Source organism: Sorangium sp. So ce185, assembly GCF_051526825.1.
Lineage (GTDB): Bacteria > Myxococcota_A > Polyangia > Polyangiales > Polyangiaceae > Sorangium > Sorangium cellulosum_D.
This window is the reverse complement of the sequence record NZ_CP150316.1, coordinates 5,941,023-5,955,451: the sequence shown is the minus strand read 5'-3', so window position 1 is coordinate 5,955,451 and position 14,429 is coordinate 5,941,023. Positions and strand designations below refer to the sequence as shown.

Annotated in this window: 11 protein-coding genes; 2 read left to right on the top strand and 9 right to left on the bottom strand. The window is 71.6% G+C overall.

All coding sequences use genetic code 11. The features are described from left to right. The first annotated feature begins 39 nt into the window (after nt 1-39). On the top strand, nt 40-426 hold the full coding sequence (locus tag WMF26_RS21715) for a hypothetical protein (RefSeq protein WP_438001892.1): 387 nt from the start codon (nt 40-42) through the stop codon (nt 424-426). A gap of 101 nt (nt 427-527) precedes the next feature. Here WMF26_RS21715 and WMF26_RS21710 read toward each other — a convergent pair whose 3' ends face one another. The 5 genes from WMF26_RS21710 to WMF26_RS21690 all read right to left on the bottom strand — a co-directional run bounded on the left by WMF26_RS21710 (nt 528) and on the right by WMF26_RS21690 (nt 5,471). Continuing rightward, nucleotides 528-2,123 (bottom strand): TIR domain-containing protein, encoded by a 1,596-nt coding sequence (locus WMF26_RS21710; RefSeq protein ID WP_438001891.1) that lies wholly within the window; start codon nt 2,121-2,123, stop codon nt 528-530. Then, nucleotides 2,051-2,536, bottom strand: a complete 486-nt coding sequence (locus tag WMF26_RS21705) for a hypothetical protein (RefSeq protein WP_438001890.1) — start codon at nt 2,534-2,536, stop codon at nt 2,051-2,053. Before WMF26_RS21705 ends, WMF26_RS21710 begins: the two co-directional genes overlap by 73 nt. A gap of 326 nt (nt 2,537-2,862) precedes the next feature. Next, nucleotides 2,863-3,858, bottom strand: coding sequence for a hypothetical protein (locus WMF26_RS21700; protein ID WP_438001889.1), 996 nt, complete (start codon nt 3,856-3,858; stop codon nt 2,863-2,865). A 332-nt stretch (nt 3,859-4,190) separates the two neighbouring features. After that, a complete protein-coding gene (locus WMF26_RS21695) occupies nt 4,191-4,652 on the bottom strand; it encodes a DoxX family protein (RefSeq protein ID WP_438001888.1) in 462 nt (153 codons plus the stop codon). 24 nt (nt 4,653-4,676) lie between these two features. Continuing rightward, a complete protein-coding gene (locus WMF26_RS21690) occupies nt 4,677-5,471 on the bottom strand; it encodes a helix-turn-helix domain-containing protein (RefSeq protein ID WP_438001887.1) in 795 nt (264 codons plus the stop codon). Between the two features lie 89 nt (nt 5,472-5,560). Here WMF26_RS21690 and WMF26_RS21685 point away from each other — a divergent pair, with 89 nt between their 5' ends. Further along, the gene (locus WMF26_RS21685; RefSeq protein WP_438001886.1) at nt 5,561-6,187 is read left to right on the top strand and encodes a recombinase family protein; all 627 of its coding nucleotides are present in this window, start codon (nt 5,561-5,563) and stop codon (nt 6,185-6,187) included. A gap of 4 nt (nt 6,188-6,191) precedes the next feature. Here WMF26_RS21685 and WMF26_RS21680 read toward each other — a convergent pair whose 3' ends face one another. The 4 genes from WMF26_RS21680 to WMF26_RS21665 form a co-directional block, all read right to left on the bottom strand. Continuing rightward, entirely contained in the window at nt 6,192-6,779 is a 588-nt protein-coding gene (locus WMF26_RS21680) for a Uma2 family endonuclease (protein ID WP_438002434.1), read from the bottom strand. 181 nt (nt 6,780-6,960) lie between these two features. Continuing rightward, a complete protein-coding gene (locus WMF26_RS21675; RefSeq protein ID WP_438001885.1) occupies nt 6,961-12,141 on the bottom strand; it encodes a pentapeptide repeat-containing protein in 5,181 nt (1,726 codons plus the stop codon). A gap of 146 nt (nt 12,142-12,287) precedes the next feature. Beyond that, nucleotides 12,288-12,881 (bottom strand): hypothetical protein, encoded by a 594-nt coding sequence (locus WMF26_RS21670; RefSeq protein WP_438001884.1) that lies wholly within the window; start codon nt 12,879-12,881, stop codon nt 12,288-12,290. After that, nucleotides 12,878-14,290 (bottom strand): AAA family ATPase, encoded by a 1,413-nt coding sequence (locus tag WMF26_RS21665; protein WP_438001883.1) that lies wholly within the window; start codon nt 14,288-14,290, stop codon nt 12,878-12,880. Before WMF26_RS21665 ends, WMF26_RS21670 begins: the two co-directional genes overlap by 4 nt. Nucleotides 14,291-14,429: the final 139 nt, after the last annotated feature.

Here is a 14,429-nt window from a genome sequence, read left to right as displayed (position 1 = left end):
GGGTGAGCGCTGGCGCGGGGCGGGCGAGCATGTCGCGATATGACTATCTACCTGGAGACGCTCGTCTGCGAGCCGTTCGGCGCGTCGCTCGCGTCGGCGCGCGACGAGGCGGTGCGCGGCATGCCCTACGTCGCGAGTCGCCGCGCCTGTCTCCGCTTTGTGCCGTTAACAGCAGATATTGGTTTCAGTGCGATAGCAGAATGGGTCTTGGCCGCCGAAGCATTCGTATCGTACGCCGCGCCCATAGCCTCCGCAGCTCGTTCCCTCGCACGCCCAGTACGTCGTGCTCGCTGGCTGCAGATCTGGCGTCTCCAAGATCTCGACTTTACTCGTCTCTCCGCTCTCGTCGTCCCCTTCATCCGGACTCGCAGCCACACAGCCAGCGGTCGACGATCCAACGATCATTCCGGCGAACAAGATGGCTAACAGTCTCTTCATAAGCACCTCCGACGCGTTGTAGGCTCACACACAGCGCCATCGAACGCAAGCGGGACGACGGACGCCGAGCCGAAGACCTGGCCCGGGAGCTACCCGGAGCTCCTCCGGGACGACTCGACCGCGCGCCGGATGCCCTTCGCCACGTCGGTCCAAGCTGCGTCGCGGTCCGGCCAGAGCGTGATTGGTCTGGCATCCTTCGGCAGCGCCTGGAGCCTGGCGAACGGCGCGCTTTGCCAGTCGGTCTCCCGTAGAAGGATCGGGATGACGCGGGCCTGGCCGGCGTCGTGGCGCGCGAGGGCGCGCTTCATCTCCTTGTCGAAGCAGTAGTCGGAGGCGAGGAAGTCGGCGCTGACGAGGAGGAGGATCACCTCGGCCTCGTCGAGGTTCCTGTCGATCTGGCCTGCCCATTCATCGCCGGCGGCGATGCGGCGGTCATGCCAGCTCTGGAGGAGGCCCTCGCGCTTGAGGAGGGCGAGATGGGTCTCCAGCTCGTCGCGGAGGCTCTCATCCCTGTGGGAGTAGCTGAAGAAGAGCCGGATGGGCGTCCTCGCGGGAAGGCCCGTTTCATGACGTTCCGAGCCCGTGAAACAGAGATGCCAGAGGTTGCCGTTTGCGTCGCCTGCGTAGAGATGCTGTTGCGATACGGCCGCGCTCAAGAAGAGGCCGACTCCGCGCACGGTGCCGAGGCATTCCCCTGTCGCAGTATCCCAGACCTTGAGCGTCCTGTCGTCGGAGGCGGAGATGATGCGCCGGCCATCGGGGCTGAGCGCGCAGGCGCTGACCCCATCGGAGTGACCGTTCAGCGTGCGCTCCTCTCCGGTCCACATCCGTACCGGATGTCGCAACCGGATCTTCGGCAGGCCGCGCGGGAAGCGCAGCGTACGCGCGATCCGCTCCGCCTCCCATCCGGCCGAGCGCAGCCGGTTGTCGATCAGCTCCGACAGCGCCTCCGGCGCCTCGCGGAGCCAGTGCGACTCGGCCCGCACCGCCCGGTGCAGCAGGTCGATCTCGCCGTCCCCGAGTTCCTTCGCGCCGAGGTGCAGCGCGTCCTCGAGCGCAGCCGGCCCATCCTCGCCGCAGAGCGCCTCCAGCAGCCCGAGGTCCCGGCAGAGCCCCCGCACCTTCTCCCGCTCGCCCGCCGCAAGCGCATGCGCGATCGCATGGCGTGCGGCATAACGCCTCCGGAATTCGCTCTCCCCCTCGGCCACCGGCCACCGCGCCGTCGTCTCCAGCAGCCGCCGGTGCACCTCGGCCATGCGCTTCGGCCCGAGCTTCTCCGCGACGAACGCGCGAAACGCCTCGTGGTACGGCCGGTAGGCCCGCGCGCCACGGCACGACGCCGGCTCTTCCAGGAGCAGCGTCCGCGCTGCGCGAAGGAAGTCCTCCCCGGCCTCCACATCGTTCCACCCCCACGCCGCCTCGATCTCCTCGAGCGGCAGCGCCTCCCGCGCCGCGCAGATCAGGCCTAGCCCGTTCGCGACGAGCCCGAATTGCTCCCGCGGCAAGCCCCGGAGCTGCTGCCAGATCTGCTCCAGGAACCCGCTCAGTCCTCGCGGCAGGCGCTCCACGCGCCGCTGCTCGACCGGCTGCTCGTCGAGCCATTCCCGCAGCTTCACCGCGTAGAGCAGGTTCCCCTCCGCCCGCGCGACCGCCTCCTCGACGAGCCTCGGGTCGAGCCGCGGCACGAAGCGGGGCGCCTCTGGTCGGCCCAGAAGACGCGGCAGGCCTGCTCGTTCGAGCTCGCCCACGCGGGCGCGTCGAGATCGATGCGCCGCACGTTCCCGCGGCTCTCCAGCAACGCGAGGTGCGGGTACTGCGGGCGCGAGGCGCAGAGCGCGTGCACGCGCGGCGGCAGCGCATAGGGCAGAAAGCCCGGCAGCGGGTTCTGCCCGGCGCCCTCGCTCCGCGCCTCGTCGAGGCCGTCGACGATGAGCACCAGGCGCTCTCCACGGGGGGCGAGCTCGTGCTTCGAGACCTTCGCCAGGACCTCGATCAGCCGGCTCTCCGGCCGCGCCTCGGGGTCCTTCTGCGCCGGGTAGAGCGCCTCGATCTGCGCCGACAGGGAGCGCGCGACCGCCTCGGGGCGATCCCAGTCCATGACGTCGCGCCGGAGGAAGTGGTGCGGCGCGCTGCTCTTGCAGGTCGAGCCATCGCGAGAGGATCGCGCTCTTGCCCATGCCGGGCCCGCCCGTGACGAGCACCCAGCGGCCCGACGCCCCCGTGCCGTCGAGGTGGCGATCGATGGCCGCGAGCACGTCCTCTCGACCGAAGAAGTGCTCGTGGCGGCTGCGCTCGATGCCGAAGTCGATGAGGTCTGCCGCCACGGCACCAGTCTAACAGACGACGTTCTCAGGCCGCCGCAGGGCCTGCTGAAGACGGGGAGGCGGCGCAGCGCGCGGCGCCCCCTCCCCATCGCTTACCCGGTCATCCGTCCGTCATCTCGGCCGGCGCGCCTCCCGGCGCCTCCGCCGGCGCGCTCTCCGGCGCATCCTCGGCCGCCCCGTTGCTGCCGAGCGCGACCGCCGCGCGCAGCGCGGGCAAGAGCTCGTCGGCCCTGCGCTTGCCGAGCGCCACGGCCGCGAGCACCTGGAGGTGGTCGTAGCGCTCGGCGACGAGCGCCGCGAGCTGGTCGCGCAGGATCGACTCTCCGGTGCGCTTCGGCACCGCGGCGACGGCGTTGCCTGGGCGCACCTGCTGCACCAGCGCGCCGCCCAGCGTGGCGAGCAGGTCGAGCTTGTCGGCCGGGAACGGGTGCTTTCCGGCGAGCGCGCCGGAGAACTCCGCGAACAGCCCCGGGAGGGCGACGAAGTCGCGCGCCTTGTCGAGCTTGCCCGAGCCCGCGCGCACGGCCGCGACGCGCTCGCGCGGCAGGAGGCCGAGCAGCGGGTGCGACGCCACCTCGAGGTAGGTCAGCATCAGCTCGCGCCACGGCGCGCCTTCGGCCAGCATCCTGTCGATGTCGCCCGCGCTGAGCGTCGCGACCGGCACGCGCGCCGCGCTGAAGTCGAGCGCCATGACCAGGGCCGGCAGCTCGAAGACCTCCTTGAGCCTGGGCTCGCGCAGCGCGCTCACGGCGGCGGGCAGGTGCGGATCGAGCGCGTCGAGCGCGGCCCTGACGTTCGCGCGCATGAGCAGCGGCTGGCCGGTGAAGACGGGCAGATCCGCCGCCGGGACGCGCTCGGCGAGCGGCCGGAAGTGCGCGAAGGCGCGCTCAGGGGCCTCGTCGGTGAACGCGTCCGCGCGGGCCTCTGCGATGAGCGCCGCCGGATCCACGCCCGCGCGATCCCGCTTGCGCGCGCTCCGAGCCTCCTTCTTGCCGGCCTTCGCGTCCTTCTTGCTGGCTTTCACGGCCTTCGCGCCATCCCGCTTGCCGGCCTTCGCGTCCTTCGCGCCAGACTTCCTGTCCTTGTTTCCGCCCATGGGTCTCCCTCCGTATGAGCGCGGTTTGTCCAGCCGGCGACCGTGCCACAGCGCCGGCGACCTGTTCAATCCGACCGCACTATCCGCGCACCGCGAGCACCGGCGAAATCGTGCCCGCGCCGCGGCCCCGTCGCAGGAGGCGCGACCTGCGTCCTCCGGCCGCAGCGGCCCGCGCAGCGCTGCTGCGCTCTCAATGCTGTGTCCCGTTTGGCGGTGGATGCGCAATCTGGCTTACAAATTTGTCTCCTGGCCGACGGGCAACCCGTGGTTGGGCTTGGAGGGCCGCGTCCCATCCGGCGGGCAGGCCGTTCCGGCAGCGCGGCGACCCGCTCCTACGTTCGCTTCGGCCCACGGCTGCCGATCGCCACGGCGAGCGTCGCGGCGAGGAACACGATCTGGATCAGCGTCCGCGGCACGAGCGGCGTCACCGGGCTGCCGCCGAGGGTGAGCCCCGCGCGCGCGGCGTGCACGTTGGCAGGGAACATCGCCACGAGCAGGATCGTCAGCCCCGCGGCCGCCCACGGCGCGAGCCTCGGCACGAGGAGCGCCGCCGCGCCGGCGATCTCGAGGACCCCCGTGACGGTCACGAGGAGCTCGGGGTAGGGCAGGGCCGGCGGCACCATGGCCACGAGCTCGGCGCGCCGGCTCCCCCAGTGGGCCGACGCGGTGAGCAGGAACATCGCCGCGAGCGCGTACCGCAAGCACGTCACCCAGCTCGCGAGGTGTCGGACGCCGAGTCGACCGAGGATGAGCAGCAACGCGAACGAGATCGAGAGGACGAGCAGAGGTGCCATGCCCTCACGATGGGCATCCGCCCTTCACCGGTCTTGAACCAACTGGCTACGTCGTCTCAGGTCCGAGGGGCTCACCCCGAACATGCGGCGGAAGGTCCGGGTCATGTGCGCCGCGTCCGCGAAGCCGGCGGCGCTCGCGGCCTCCGCGAGCGTCGCGCCGCCGGCCATCGCCGCTCCGGCGCGCTCGACCTTGAGCCACAGGAGATAGGGACGGAGCGGCACGCCGACGCTCTCCGTGAAGGCGTGCATGAACCGCCCGGGCGAGAGGCGCGCGACGCGGGCGAGCGCTTCGAGCGAGGTGTCCGCGCCCCCGGCGTCCGCCCGCAGGTGGCGCAGCACCCGCCGGACCCCGGGGTGCCTCGGCCTCGGCGATGCCGGCGGGGCCGCGATCCCCAGCGCCTCGAGCACGCCAGGCAGCGCCGCCGCGACGTCGGCCTGGCCGGACGCGGCGACGCGCGACCGCAGCCGATCCGTCGCCTCGCGGCCCACGACCTCGATCGTCGACGCCCCGAGCGCCTGGGCGAGCGCGTCGCCGACGTCGCTCTCCGGCTCGATGAACACGAGGAGCACGCGCGCGCCCGACGCGTCGATCTCGTGCGCCACGTCCGGGGCCGTGACGACGGCGCCTCCCGGCTGGAACGGGCCCTTGTCGGCCGTCCTGACCTGGAGCTCCCCGTCGAGCGCCAGCACGAGGTGACAGCAGTGGTGGGCGTGGAGCGTGCTCCGCTCGCCCGGGCCCCACGTCGCCAGCACGGAGGGCCAGGGCCGCGCGACGCCGGTGGGGGCGGCGAGGCCGGTCGCTTTCGGCGGGAGCAGCATCGGCCTCGAGAGTAACCCGGGCGGGCGGCGCGCCACGCGCGACCACGGCGCGCTGGACAGCGAGCGCTGTCTGCGGTTGCTTCTCCTGGATGACAGCGCGTCGGTTCAAGCGCGGCAGCCCCGAGCGCGCCGTGGCCTACGTCCGCGTCTCCACGGACGCCGCGTGCGCCTCGGCCGCGGAGCAGCGCGCGGCGATCGAGGCGTGGGCCAGGCGGGAGGGCGTCGAGATCGCGGCCTGGCACGAGGACCGCGGGGAGGAGACCGGCGAGCGGCCCGGCTTCGCGGCGGCGATCGAGGGGCTCGTCCGCGCAGGCGCCGGCCTGTTCGCGGTCGCGAGCGAGGACCGCGCCAGCATCGTCGGGGTGAGCGGCCTGTACCGGTACGCCGCGGGACAGCGCGGCGCGAGGCTCGTGACCGCCGACGGGAGCGGGATGCCGGACGGGACGCACCGCTGCCCGACCTGCGGCGATCCGGTGGAGCCGCGGCCGCGCTACCCGCGCGCGGTGTGCGGGATCTGCCTGCACGAGGCCACCGACGAGGGCGGGCGGCCGCTCGAGTTCTTCAACCTCGATACCTGCGGCGGCTTCGGGGCGCGCTACGCCGACACCGGCGAGCCGCGGGACAGCCACGCCTGCGTCGTCCGTGGCGTGATGTGCCGCGCGGACGAGGCGCGGTTCGGGGGGATCGTGATCGAGGTGGCCGACGGGAAGACCTAGGCGCTCAGTCGTTTTCGAGCTCCAGATCTTCCCACCAGACGGAGGGACCGATCTCCACCTCTTCGAAGGGCTCGGCGCGCACCCGCTCCGTCGGGCCGTGGACGCCGAGCTCGAGCCACCTGCCGTCGACGAGGCGGCTGACCGCGAGCGATCTCGCCTCGGGATCCACGTACCAGAGGTGGTTCACGCCGATCTCGGCATAGAAGCGTCGCTTGATGATGAGATCGTAAGCGCGCGTCAGGGGAGACAGGATCTCGCAGACCCAGTCCGGCACGACAAGGATGGGCTCCTTCACGGGCAGGCGAGGCAGCCGCTCGCGCCGCCACCCCGCGACGTCCGGCGAGATCTCCGGAGCGCGAGGGAGCTCGACGCCGGGCTCGATGAGGATCCACCAGCCTCCGGGACCGTTGCGCCGCTTCTGGAAGGGGCCGTGGAGGTCGGCGGCGATGCTGGTCTCGAGGCTTCCATGCGGCGCGCGCGGGCGAGGAAAGGCGTAGAGGTCGCCGTCGATGATCTCACCGCGCATCGTGTCGGGCAGCGTTTCGAGGTCCGCTCGCGTCGCGGGGCGCTCCAGCTTCCGGGCGAGGCTCATCTGGAGGGTCCCAGGTGGCACGGAGCTTACCTCACCCGGGGCGCGCCGCGCGAACACGACCGCGGCTGCGGCCGGCCAGCAGGCGATGCCTCTCGTCGCCGAGCAAGCCGGGCGGCGTACGTGGCTCGATCGGGATTGGCCGCGAGCGCCGGGAGCGGCCGATCTCTCGACCACCCCGCGCTCAATCCGCGCGAAGCGAAGGACGCTCGGGGAGCAGCGGCTCGTCGTCCGGGATGCGCAGGCCGGGGATGATCGCGTCGAGCTCGCCCGGCTCGAAGCGGCAGAGGTTCGCGGCGTGCCAGAAGCCACCCGCGACGTCGCCGCCCAGCTTGTAGCGGCCGTCGGGTCGGAAGGCGACCCAGCCATCAGGAAGACTGAGGAGCACGGCGAGACAAGCGCCGGTGCGCACGTCCCAGAGGCGGAGGGTGCCGTCGGTGGAGCTCGTGACGAGCGTCGCGCCACCGGACCAGAACGCCACGCTCATCACCAGACCGGAGTGCCCCCGCAGCACGCGCACGACCTCGCAGGTCGCCACATCCCAGAGGCGAACGCTGGTGTCGTAGGAGCTCGATGCGAGCAAAGCGCCATCGGGGCTGAACGCCACGCTCGTGACCAGGCCGGAATGACCTGGCAAGCGGTCGGTCAGAACGCCTACCTGCGCGTTCCACAGGAGGACGCGGCCGTCGGATTCGCCAGACGCCAACCTTACGCCGTCGGGGCTGAAGGCCACGCTCTCGACCCGGTCGCCGCGCCCCTTGAGCAGCCGCGCCCCGTGCTTGCCAGCTATCGGCCAGAGCCGAATGGTTCGATCGACGGAGCCAGAAGCCAGCATCGTGCCATCAGGGCTGAAGGCCACGCTGCGAATACAGCCCGTGTGAGCTCGAAGCACGCTCAGCTGGGCGCCGGTCGTCGTCGACCAGAGGCGCACGGTGTTGTCGTACGAGCCGGTGGCGAGCGTCGCGCCGTCTGGACTGAACGCTACGCTGGTCACGTGGTTTGCGTGGCCGTGGAGCTCCTGCACGACCTCGCCGGTGCCCACCTGCCAGAGCCGGACGATCGCGTCGTTCTGCCCAGCGGCCAGCGTCGCACCATCCGGGCTGAAGGCGAGGTCCATCAGGCTGGAACGTTGTCCTTGCAGCGTGCGCAGCGCGTTTCCTGACGGCAGGTGCCAGAGCTGGAGGAGGCCGCCCGAGGTGCTCGAGGCGATCAGGGCGCCGTCGGGGCTCATCGCCATCCCCCGGAGGCGCTGCGATCGACCCCTCAACACGCGCTGCGCATTCCCTGAAGCAGGCTGCCAGAGCCGTACCGTCTTGTCATGGGAGCCGGATATCAGTGTGCCGCCGTCGGGGCTGAACGCTACGCTCGTCACCCCGTCGGAGTGACCCTCGAGCACGCACGGCACGTCCCCCGTCGCCACATTCCAGAGCCGTACCTTGCCGTCGAGCGCGCCGATGGCCAGCGTGCCGCCGTCGGGGCTGAATACCACGCTCGTCACCGCAGCGGATTCGACATCCAGCAGACGCGCCGTGTCCCCCGACGACACCTGCCATAGTCGGACCGTGCGATCGCGCGCGCCGGAGGCCAGCAGCGCCCCGTCGGGACTGAACGCCAGGCTCGTCACCGACTGTGCGTGGCCCTCCAGCACGCTCAGCACATGGCCCGAAGGCACCTGCCAGAGTCGCACGGTCTCATCATGAGATCCCGAGGCCAGCTTGTCGCCTCCGGGAGCGAAGGCGACGGCGGTCACCCCATGCGCATGGCCTTGAATCACGCCGATCTCATGGCACGTGGCGACCTGCCAGAGCCGGACGGTGCCGTCGAGGGAGCCGGAGGCCAGGGTCATCCCATCCGGACTGAACACCACGCTCGTCACGCAGCGCGAGTGCCCCCTCAACGCACAGAGCAGGTTGCCCGTCGCCACGTCCCAGAGCCGGACCGTGCAGTCCGCCGACGCGGAGGCGAGAGAGCTCCCATCAGGGCTGAAGGCGATGCTCTTCACCAGGTCGGAATGGCCGCTCAAGACGCGCAGCGCGCTGCCCGTCGCCATATCCCACAGCGAAAGCTCGTTGCCATGGCCGGAAGCGAGCAACGCCCCGTCGGGGCTGATCGCCAGGGCATCACGTCCGTCAGCGCCGATCCAGCTCGGCACGAGCTGCGTCGTCAGGGGCAGCGCAGCGCCGAACGTGTCGCACTCTTCAAAGACGGCGCCCCGCGCCCTCACCAGCTTCGCCCCCCGCAGCCTCACCGACGCGAGCCTCGCCCCCGTCAGATCCGCGCCCACCATCCGCGCCCGCACCGCCGTCGCCCCGGTCAGATCCGCCCCCGAGAGCGCCGCCCCCGAGAGGTCCGCCCCGTCGAGCTGCGCCCCCGCCAGCAGCGCCCCGCTCAGGTTGGCCCCCACGAGCTTCGCCTCCCGTAGATCCGCGCCCCGCAGGTCGCACCCGCTGAGGTCCTTCCCCGAGAGGTCCTGCCCCCGCAGATCCGCGCCCGCGAGGCTCATCCGCTCGCTCACCCCGAGCCCCATCCGCCCGTCGATCCGCAGCGCGTTCGCTGCGGCCACGGCCCCGAACGCGCCGCCGAGCGCCCGCCGCGCCCACCGCGCCGCCGCCTCGCGGCCCGCGAGCGCCCCGAAGAAATCGGCCATCAGGTCGCTCACCTCCCGCTGCGCGAGCGCCGCCGCCTCGCCGGCGCGCTGCACCTCCTCGGCCGCCTCCCGCGCCACGAGCCACTCGAGCACCGACTGGTGGATGAACCGGAAGTTCTCCTGGTCGTCCCACACGAGCAGCGTCCCCGAACCGATCTGGTGACGCGTCACGTCCACATCGAGCTCGTGCCGCCCGAGCGCCTGCAGGGCCGCGATGAGCTCCGCCGGCAGCTCGCGGATGCTCACGCTCTGCTCCGTCCGCTGCCACAGCCGCGTCGCGAGCTCGGTCACCGCCCGCCACCGCTGCGCCACCGACAGCCCGGGCTGCGCGCCCCTCGGGTGCGCCCGCTCGTACTCCCAGACGAGCCACCGATCCAGGAGCAGCTGGTACAGCCCCGCCGACGTGATCTCCCCGTCGCCCGCCATCGCCTGGCGGAGCTGCGCCTCCTCGATCTCGGCGATGAACCCCAGCATCCGCGGGTTCGCCGACAGGCCGAGCAGATCCTTCACGTCCGCGAGCTGCCGCATGCGCTCGTCGGCCGCCTCGTCGCCGCCGAGCCGGTTGACGAGGAACCTGCGGATCTGCGCGCCGGTGAACGGCAGGAGGCGCGCGAGCCGGTACCCGGGCAAGAGCGCGGCCCGCTCCGCGAGCGCCGACCGCACCTGCTGCTCCGAGATGAAGTGCTGGCTCCGGCTCGTGACCACCACCTTCGCCGCCTTGCCCTGCGCCGCCTGGATCAGCGTGTCGAAATGCTCGACCGCGCGGTCGTACGTCACGCGGAACGCGAGCTCGTCGAAGCCGTCGAACAGCAGCGCGATCCGCCCCTCGGCGAGCATGTGCCGGAACGCGGGCAGGTCGATCTTGCCGAGCCCCGCGAGCGCGAGGTGCTGCGCGATGAGCGCGTTCAGGTCGCGCGCCTTCTCGAGCGCCCGCATCTCGATGAGCACCGGCGTCAGCGGGCCGCCCGCCTTGCCCATGCGCCGCGCGAGCTCGTGCAGGAGGAACGTCTTGCCCGTGCCGAAATCGCCGAGCACCAGGACGAACCGGCTGTGCTCCGCGTCGAGCAGCTCGGCGAACGCGTCGAGCGCGCGCTCGCGCAGCACCTCCTCCTGGCCCACCGTGAGCGCGATGCGCTGGTCGACGTAGAGCGCCGGCGGATACGTGGGATCCCGCTCGAGCTTCGCGTTCTGCCACGCGAGGTAGCCGCGGAAGTCGATGAGCCCCTGGTACTCGAGGAACCGCACGAGGCGCACGCGCCGCGCGCTCGCGTACCGGACGAGCTCCTCCGGCGCGGGCTCGCCGCCGTAGACGAGCGTGGACACGAGGCCGGGATCCTCGCGCCGGTACGAGGCGTCGATGCTCTCCAGGAACGCGGAGACCGCCTCGGTCGAGATGCCGCTCTCGAGCGCCGCGAGCGGCGCGATGCGGACGATGCCGCCCTCGTTGACCGAGACGCGCAGGTAGACGCCGAAGGGGAGGGGCGCGTCGAACCACTCGATCTTCACGCCCTCGGGCTCGCGGAGCCTGCACACGCGCTCGACCCGCGAGAGGAAGTCGTCGCTGCGCCCTTCGCCCGGCAAGAGGATGTCGTCGTGGTGCTCGGCGTGGCCGCCCCCCGCGCGCGGCGAGAAGCGGCGCAGCCGGCGGCCTCGCCCGGCGTCCTCGGCGCGCTCGGCGCGCGCGGGCTCCAGGGTGCGCCGCAGGAACGCGAAGAGGAACTCCGCCGACGCGCGGCACGCGAACGCGCGGAAGCCGTCGTCCTTGTCGTGGTCGCCGTGATCCGAGACCGCCTTCGCGATGATCGACCGCCGCCCGAGGCGCTCCGCGACATAGCCGATCGCCGCGGCCTCCATCTCGACGCCGAGCACCTTCCGGCCGATCGACCTCAGGCGCTCGAACAGCCCGGCGTCCTCCTGCACCGCCTTGCCCGTGGCGATCGGGCCGATGTGCACGCGGAACGGCCGGGCCTCGGGCGGGCCGTCCGGGTAGACGAGGCGCTCCCGGCGGACCTGCGCCATGCCCGCCTCGGTGAGCTCGAGGCCGCCGTCGCCGATGCGGAGCACGCCCGCAGCCTCCAGCTCGCCGACGCGCTCGGTCCAGCCCGGGCACCGCTCGGCGCGCTCCGGCCGCGCGACGGGCGGCGGCCCCCCCTCGACCCGGCTCGCGTAGAGCGCGTGCCGGAGCCACCACGCCTGCGACGCCCTCGACGGCGGGCGCGCGGCCGCGAGCGGCGTCTGGCGCTCGAACTCGCGCGCGAAGAGCGCGGCGTCCATGTTCCACGTCCGCTCGAGGTTGTACGTCTCGATGTCGTGGAAGAACGCGCCGTCGCCGCCCCCGCCGGGCGCGGCGACGCGCTTGCCCTCGTCGTAGCTGTAGACCCGATCCGCGACGATGACGTCGCCGAGCGACACCTCGCCGCGCCGGCCGGCGCAGATGCCGCACATCGCGAGGCACCCCGGATCGAGCTCGTCGATGAGCCCCTGCGCCCTCGCCGCCGCGGCGCTCTCGCCCATCCGCCCGGACCACGCGGCGGCGACGCGGAGCGACGCTCCACGGTCGTTCGGGAGCTCGCGGACGTAGTACGGAAAGCCCGCCGGATCCCGCGCCTCCCGCCAGCCGTCCCGGCCGGCCTCGCCGAGCGAGAGCACCGCCTCGAGCTCGTCCTGCAGCGCGGTCACGACCAGCGCGTCGACGCGCCCTGTGGGGATGTCCGTCACTTAGTCAGTCTAACAAACAAGCGCGCACCATCGCGCGAGCTGTCGGCGTCCGAGGCGCCAGCCGGGGTCCTCGCGGGCGGCGCGGCATGGAGCGCGCGCAGGCGCGCCGTGTGCTCTGCGGTTCCTTCAACGACGCCGGCCCGCGCTCAGATGCCGCCGTGGCTTGCGCGCACGAGCGTGGCGACCGCCTTCACGATCTCGAGGATCGCCTTCACGCGCTGTCGGATGCAGTCGCGCACGGCGCGGTCCGATTGCCACGCGATCCTGTTGAAGATCGCGTCCCGGGCGTTGACGTCCTTCTGGAGCGCCTGCGTCACGAGCGATCGCGCGAGGTCCTTGTCGCAATGCTCGGCGGCTTCGATGACCGTCTCCGTGTTCTCCTTCAGCAGGAACACGTGAAGCCTCTCCGGAGCGTCGCACTTGTCCTTGATCGCGCGTACCACGGCGGCGTCATCCGCGCTCTCCGTGACGCCCTCGTGCTTGAGCTGGTGACGTATGGCGTCATTGTCGACGAGCGCAAAGACCTGCTGGCCCTTCGAGCTCAACCGGCGGATGTCTCTACGGCAGCTCCGGAGCAGGTTCTGCACGCCCTTCATCGGCCGGCCGTCGAGCTGTCTTCGAAGCGCGAATCGGTCTTCTCCGGCATCGTCGGCGACACACGCGACGAGGAGGTTGTGGAGACCGAACTCCTTCTCCGGACCTCGCTGATCTTCGTACAGGATCACGGCGAGCGGGGTCACTCGCCCTCCCGCCGCGTCAGGATGGAGGCGGCGTGGCCGGCCCCACGTACGTCGCCGAGCCCACGGTACTCCGTGAGCCAGTCTCGCAGGGCGTCCGAGTCGGGACGGACGAGCGTCGTCGCGCGGCGCTCGTCGAGCTCACAAAGGACGACCGAGCGGGCAGGGTCGGACAGGCCGTCGAGCAGCCGATCGGAGTGCGTCGCGAGCAGCACGGGCCGCTCCTTCGCCATGGCCTCGAAGAACCCGAGCACGCGCTGGAGCAGCTCGGGGTGCAGGTGCGTCTCGGGCTCGTCGAAGGCCATGAGGCTCTTCTTGGTGTTGAGCCGGTAGAGGGCCACGAACGCGAGGTACGCGAGCGTGCCGTCCGAGATCGCGAACGAGGGGATCTGCTCGTCGAGGCCGGCGTACTTGAGCCGCAGGGCGATCGAACCGCCGCCCGGATCGGCGCGCACGTTGACGGACTCGACATCGGGCCCGAGGCCCAGACGGACGTAATCCATCGTCTCCCGCCAGTGTGCGTCGGAGAAATCGTTCTTGAGAGCGCTCCAGGCGTTGGGGAGGTTGGTCCCGAAGCGCGAGAGCGCCTCCGCCGGCTCTACGGTAGCGGCGCCGCGCAGGGGTGACGGCTGACCGCGCGAGCGCTGCACCCAGCGCGCGGTGGTGTCGAACGGCAGGTGGACGTCGATGCCGCGGAGCGCGGCCAGCGCCTCACGCATGAGCCAATGAGGTGGGAACTCCCCGAACGAAGAGAGCGCTAGCCGCTTCGGATCGATGGTCCTTTCTACGGGAGGAACGTCTTTCTCATCTATCAAAAACCTGAACGAGCTACTCCTGTAGAGCCCCCCCTCGCGCGAGATGATGCCGACACGTTGTTCTATGACCGCATCGCCGTCATCGAGCTCACCGCGGACCCACTCGAGGAGCTCGCGCAGGATGACTCCGCTCCTGTCGAGCGCGAAGGAGTACTCGAACCTTTCATGGAAGCCACCTTCCAGCGCGATAACCAGGCCGAGCTCCAGGTGCTCGGCGCCGGCGCGGAGCAAGCTCCCGACGCCGCCGTGAATCCTGATCACGTCCTCGGCGAAGCTCTCGCTGGCCGCGCGCTGCAGCAGCTCGCACGCCTCGATCAGGCTGCTCTTGCCGCTGCCGTTATCGCCGATGAGGACCGTGAGCCCGTCAAGCCGGAGCCGCACATCGGCGAGGGCGCGCAGCCCCTTCACGTGAATCTCAGTGATCCGGTTACCTGGCATGACGGTCGCTACCGAGCTCCGCGGTACGATCCGCGGCACCTTCGTAGTACCCCAAGCGTGTGGGGTCGGCGTACCTTTTGTCGCGGCTCGCCCGCCCGTCGTCGCCGTGCATCGGACGCGGATCACCCGGCCGGGGCCAACGCGCAGCGCCGCCGTCACCCGAGCAGCTCCGCTGCGGGGTTGTCCAGAGCGCACCTCGCTCCCTCCGGCTCACCGGGCACCCCTCCTCCGGCTCGATCCCCCGCCGAGCGACGGCCGCCCCCGCCTTCGTTTTTTCTTGGACGACCGCCCTCTCCCG

Bases quoted from the DNA above. Each gene is read 5' to 3' on its own strand.
- WMF26_RS21690 (WP_438001887.1), bottom strand. From the start codon at position 5,471: ATGCTGCTCCCGCCGAAAGCGACCGGCCTCGCCGCCCCCACCGGCGTC.
- WMF26_RS21680 (WP_438002434.1), bottom strand. From the start codon at position 6,779: ATGAGCCTCGCCCGGAAGCTGGAGCGCCCCGCGACGCGAGCGGACCTC.
- WMF26_RS21695 (WP_438001888.1), bottom strand. From the start codon at position 4,652: ATGGCACCTCTGCTCGTCCTCTCGATCTCGTTCGCGTTGCTGCTCATC.
- WMF26_RS21700 (WP_438001889.1), bottom strand. From the start codon at position 3,858: ATGGGCGGAAACAAGGACAGGAAGTCTGGCGCGAAGGACGCGAAGGCC.
- WMF26_RS21685 (WP_438001886.1), top strand. From the start codon at position 5,561: ATGACAGCGCGTCGGTTCAAGCGCGGCAGCCCCGAGCGCGCCGTGGCC.
- WMF26_RS21715 (WP_438001892.1), top strand. From the start codon at position 40: ATGACTATCTACCTGGAGACGCTCGTCTGCGAGCCGTTCGGCGCGTCG.
- WMF26_RS21705 (WP_438001890.1), bottom strand. From the start codon at position 2,536: ATGGACTGGGATCGCCCCGAGGCGGTCGCGCGCTCCCTGTCGGCGCAG.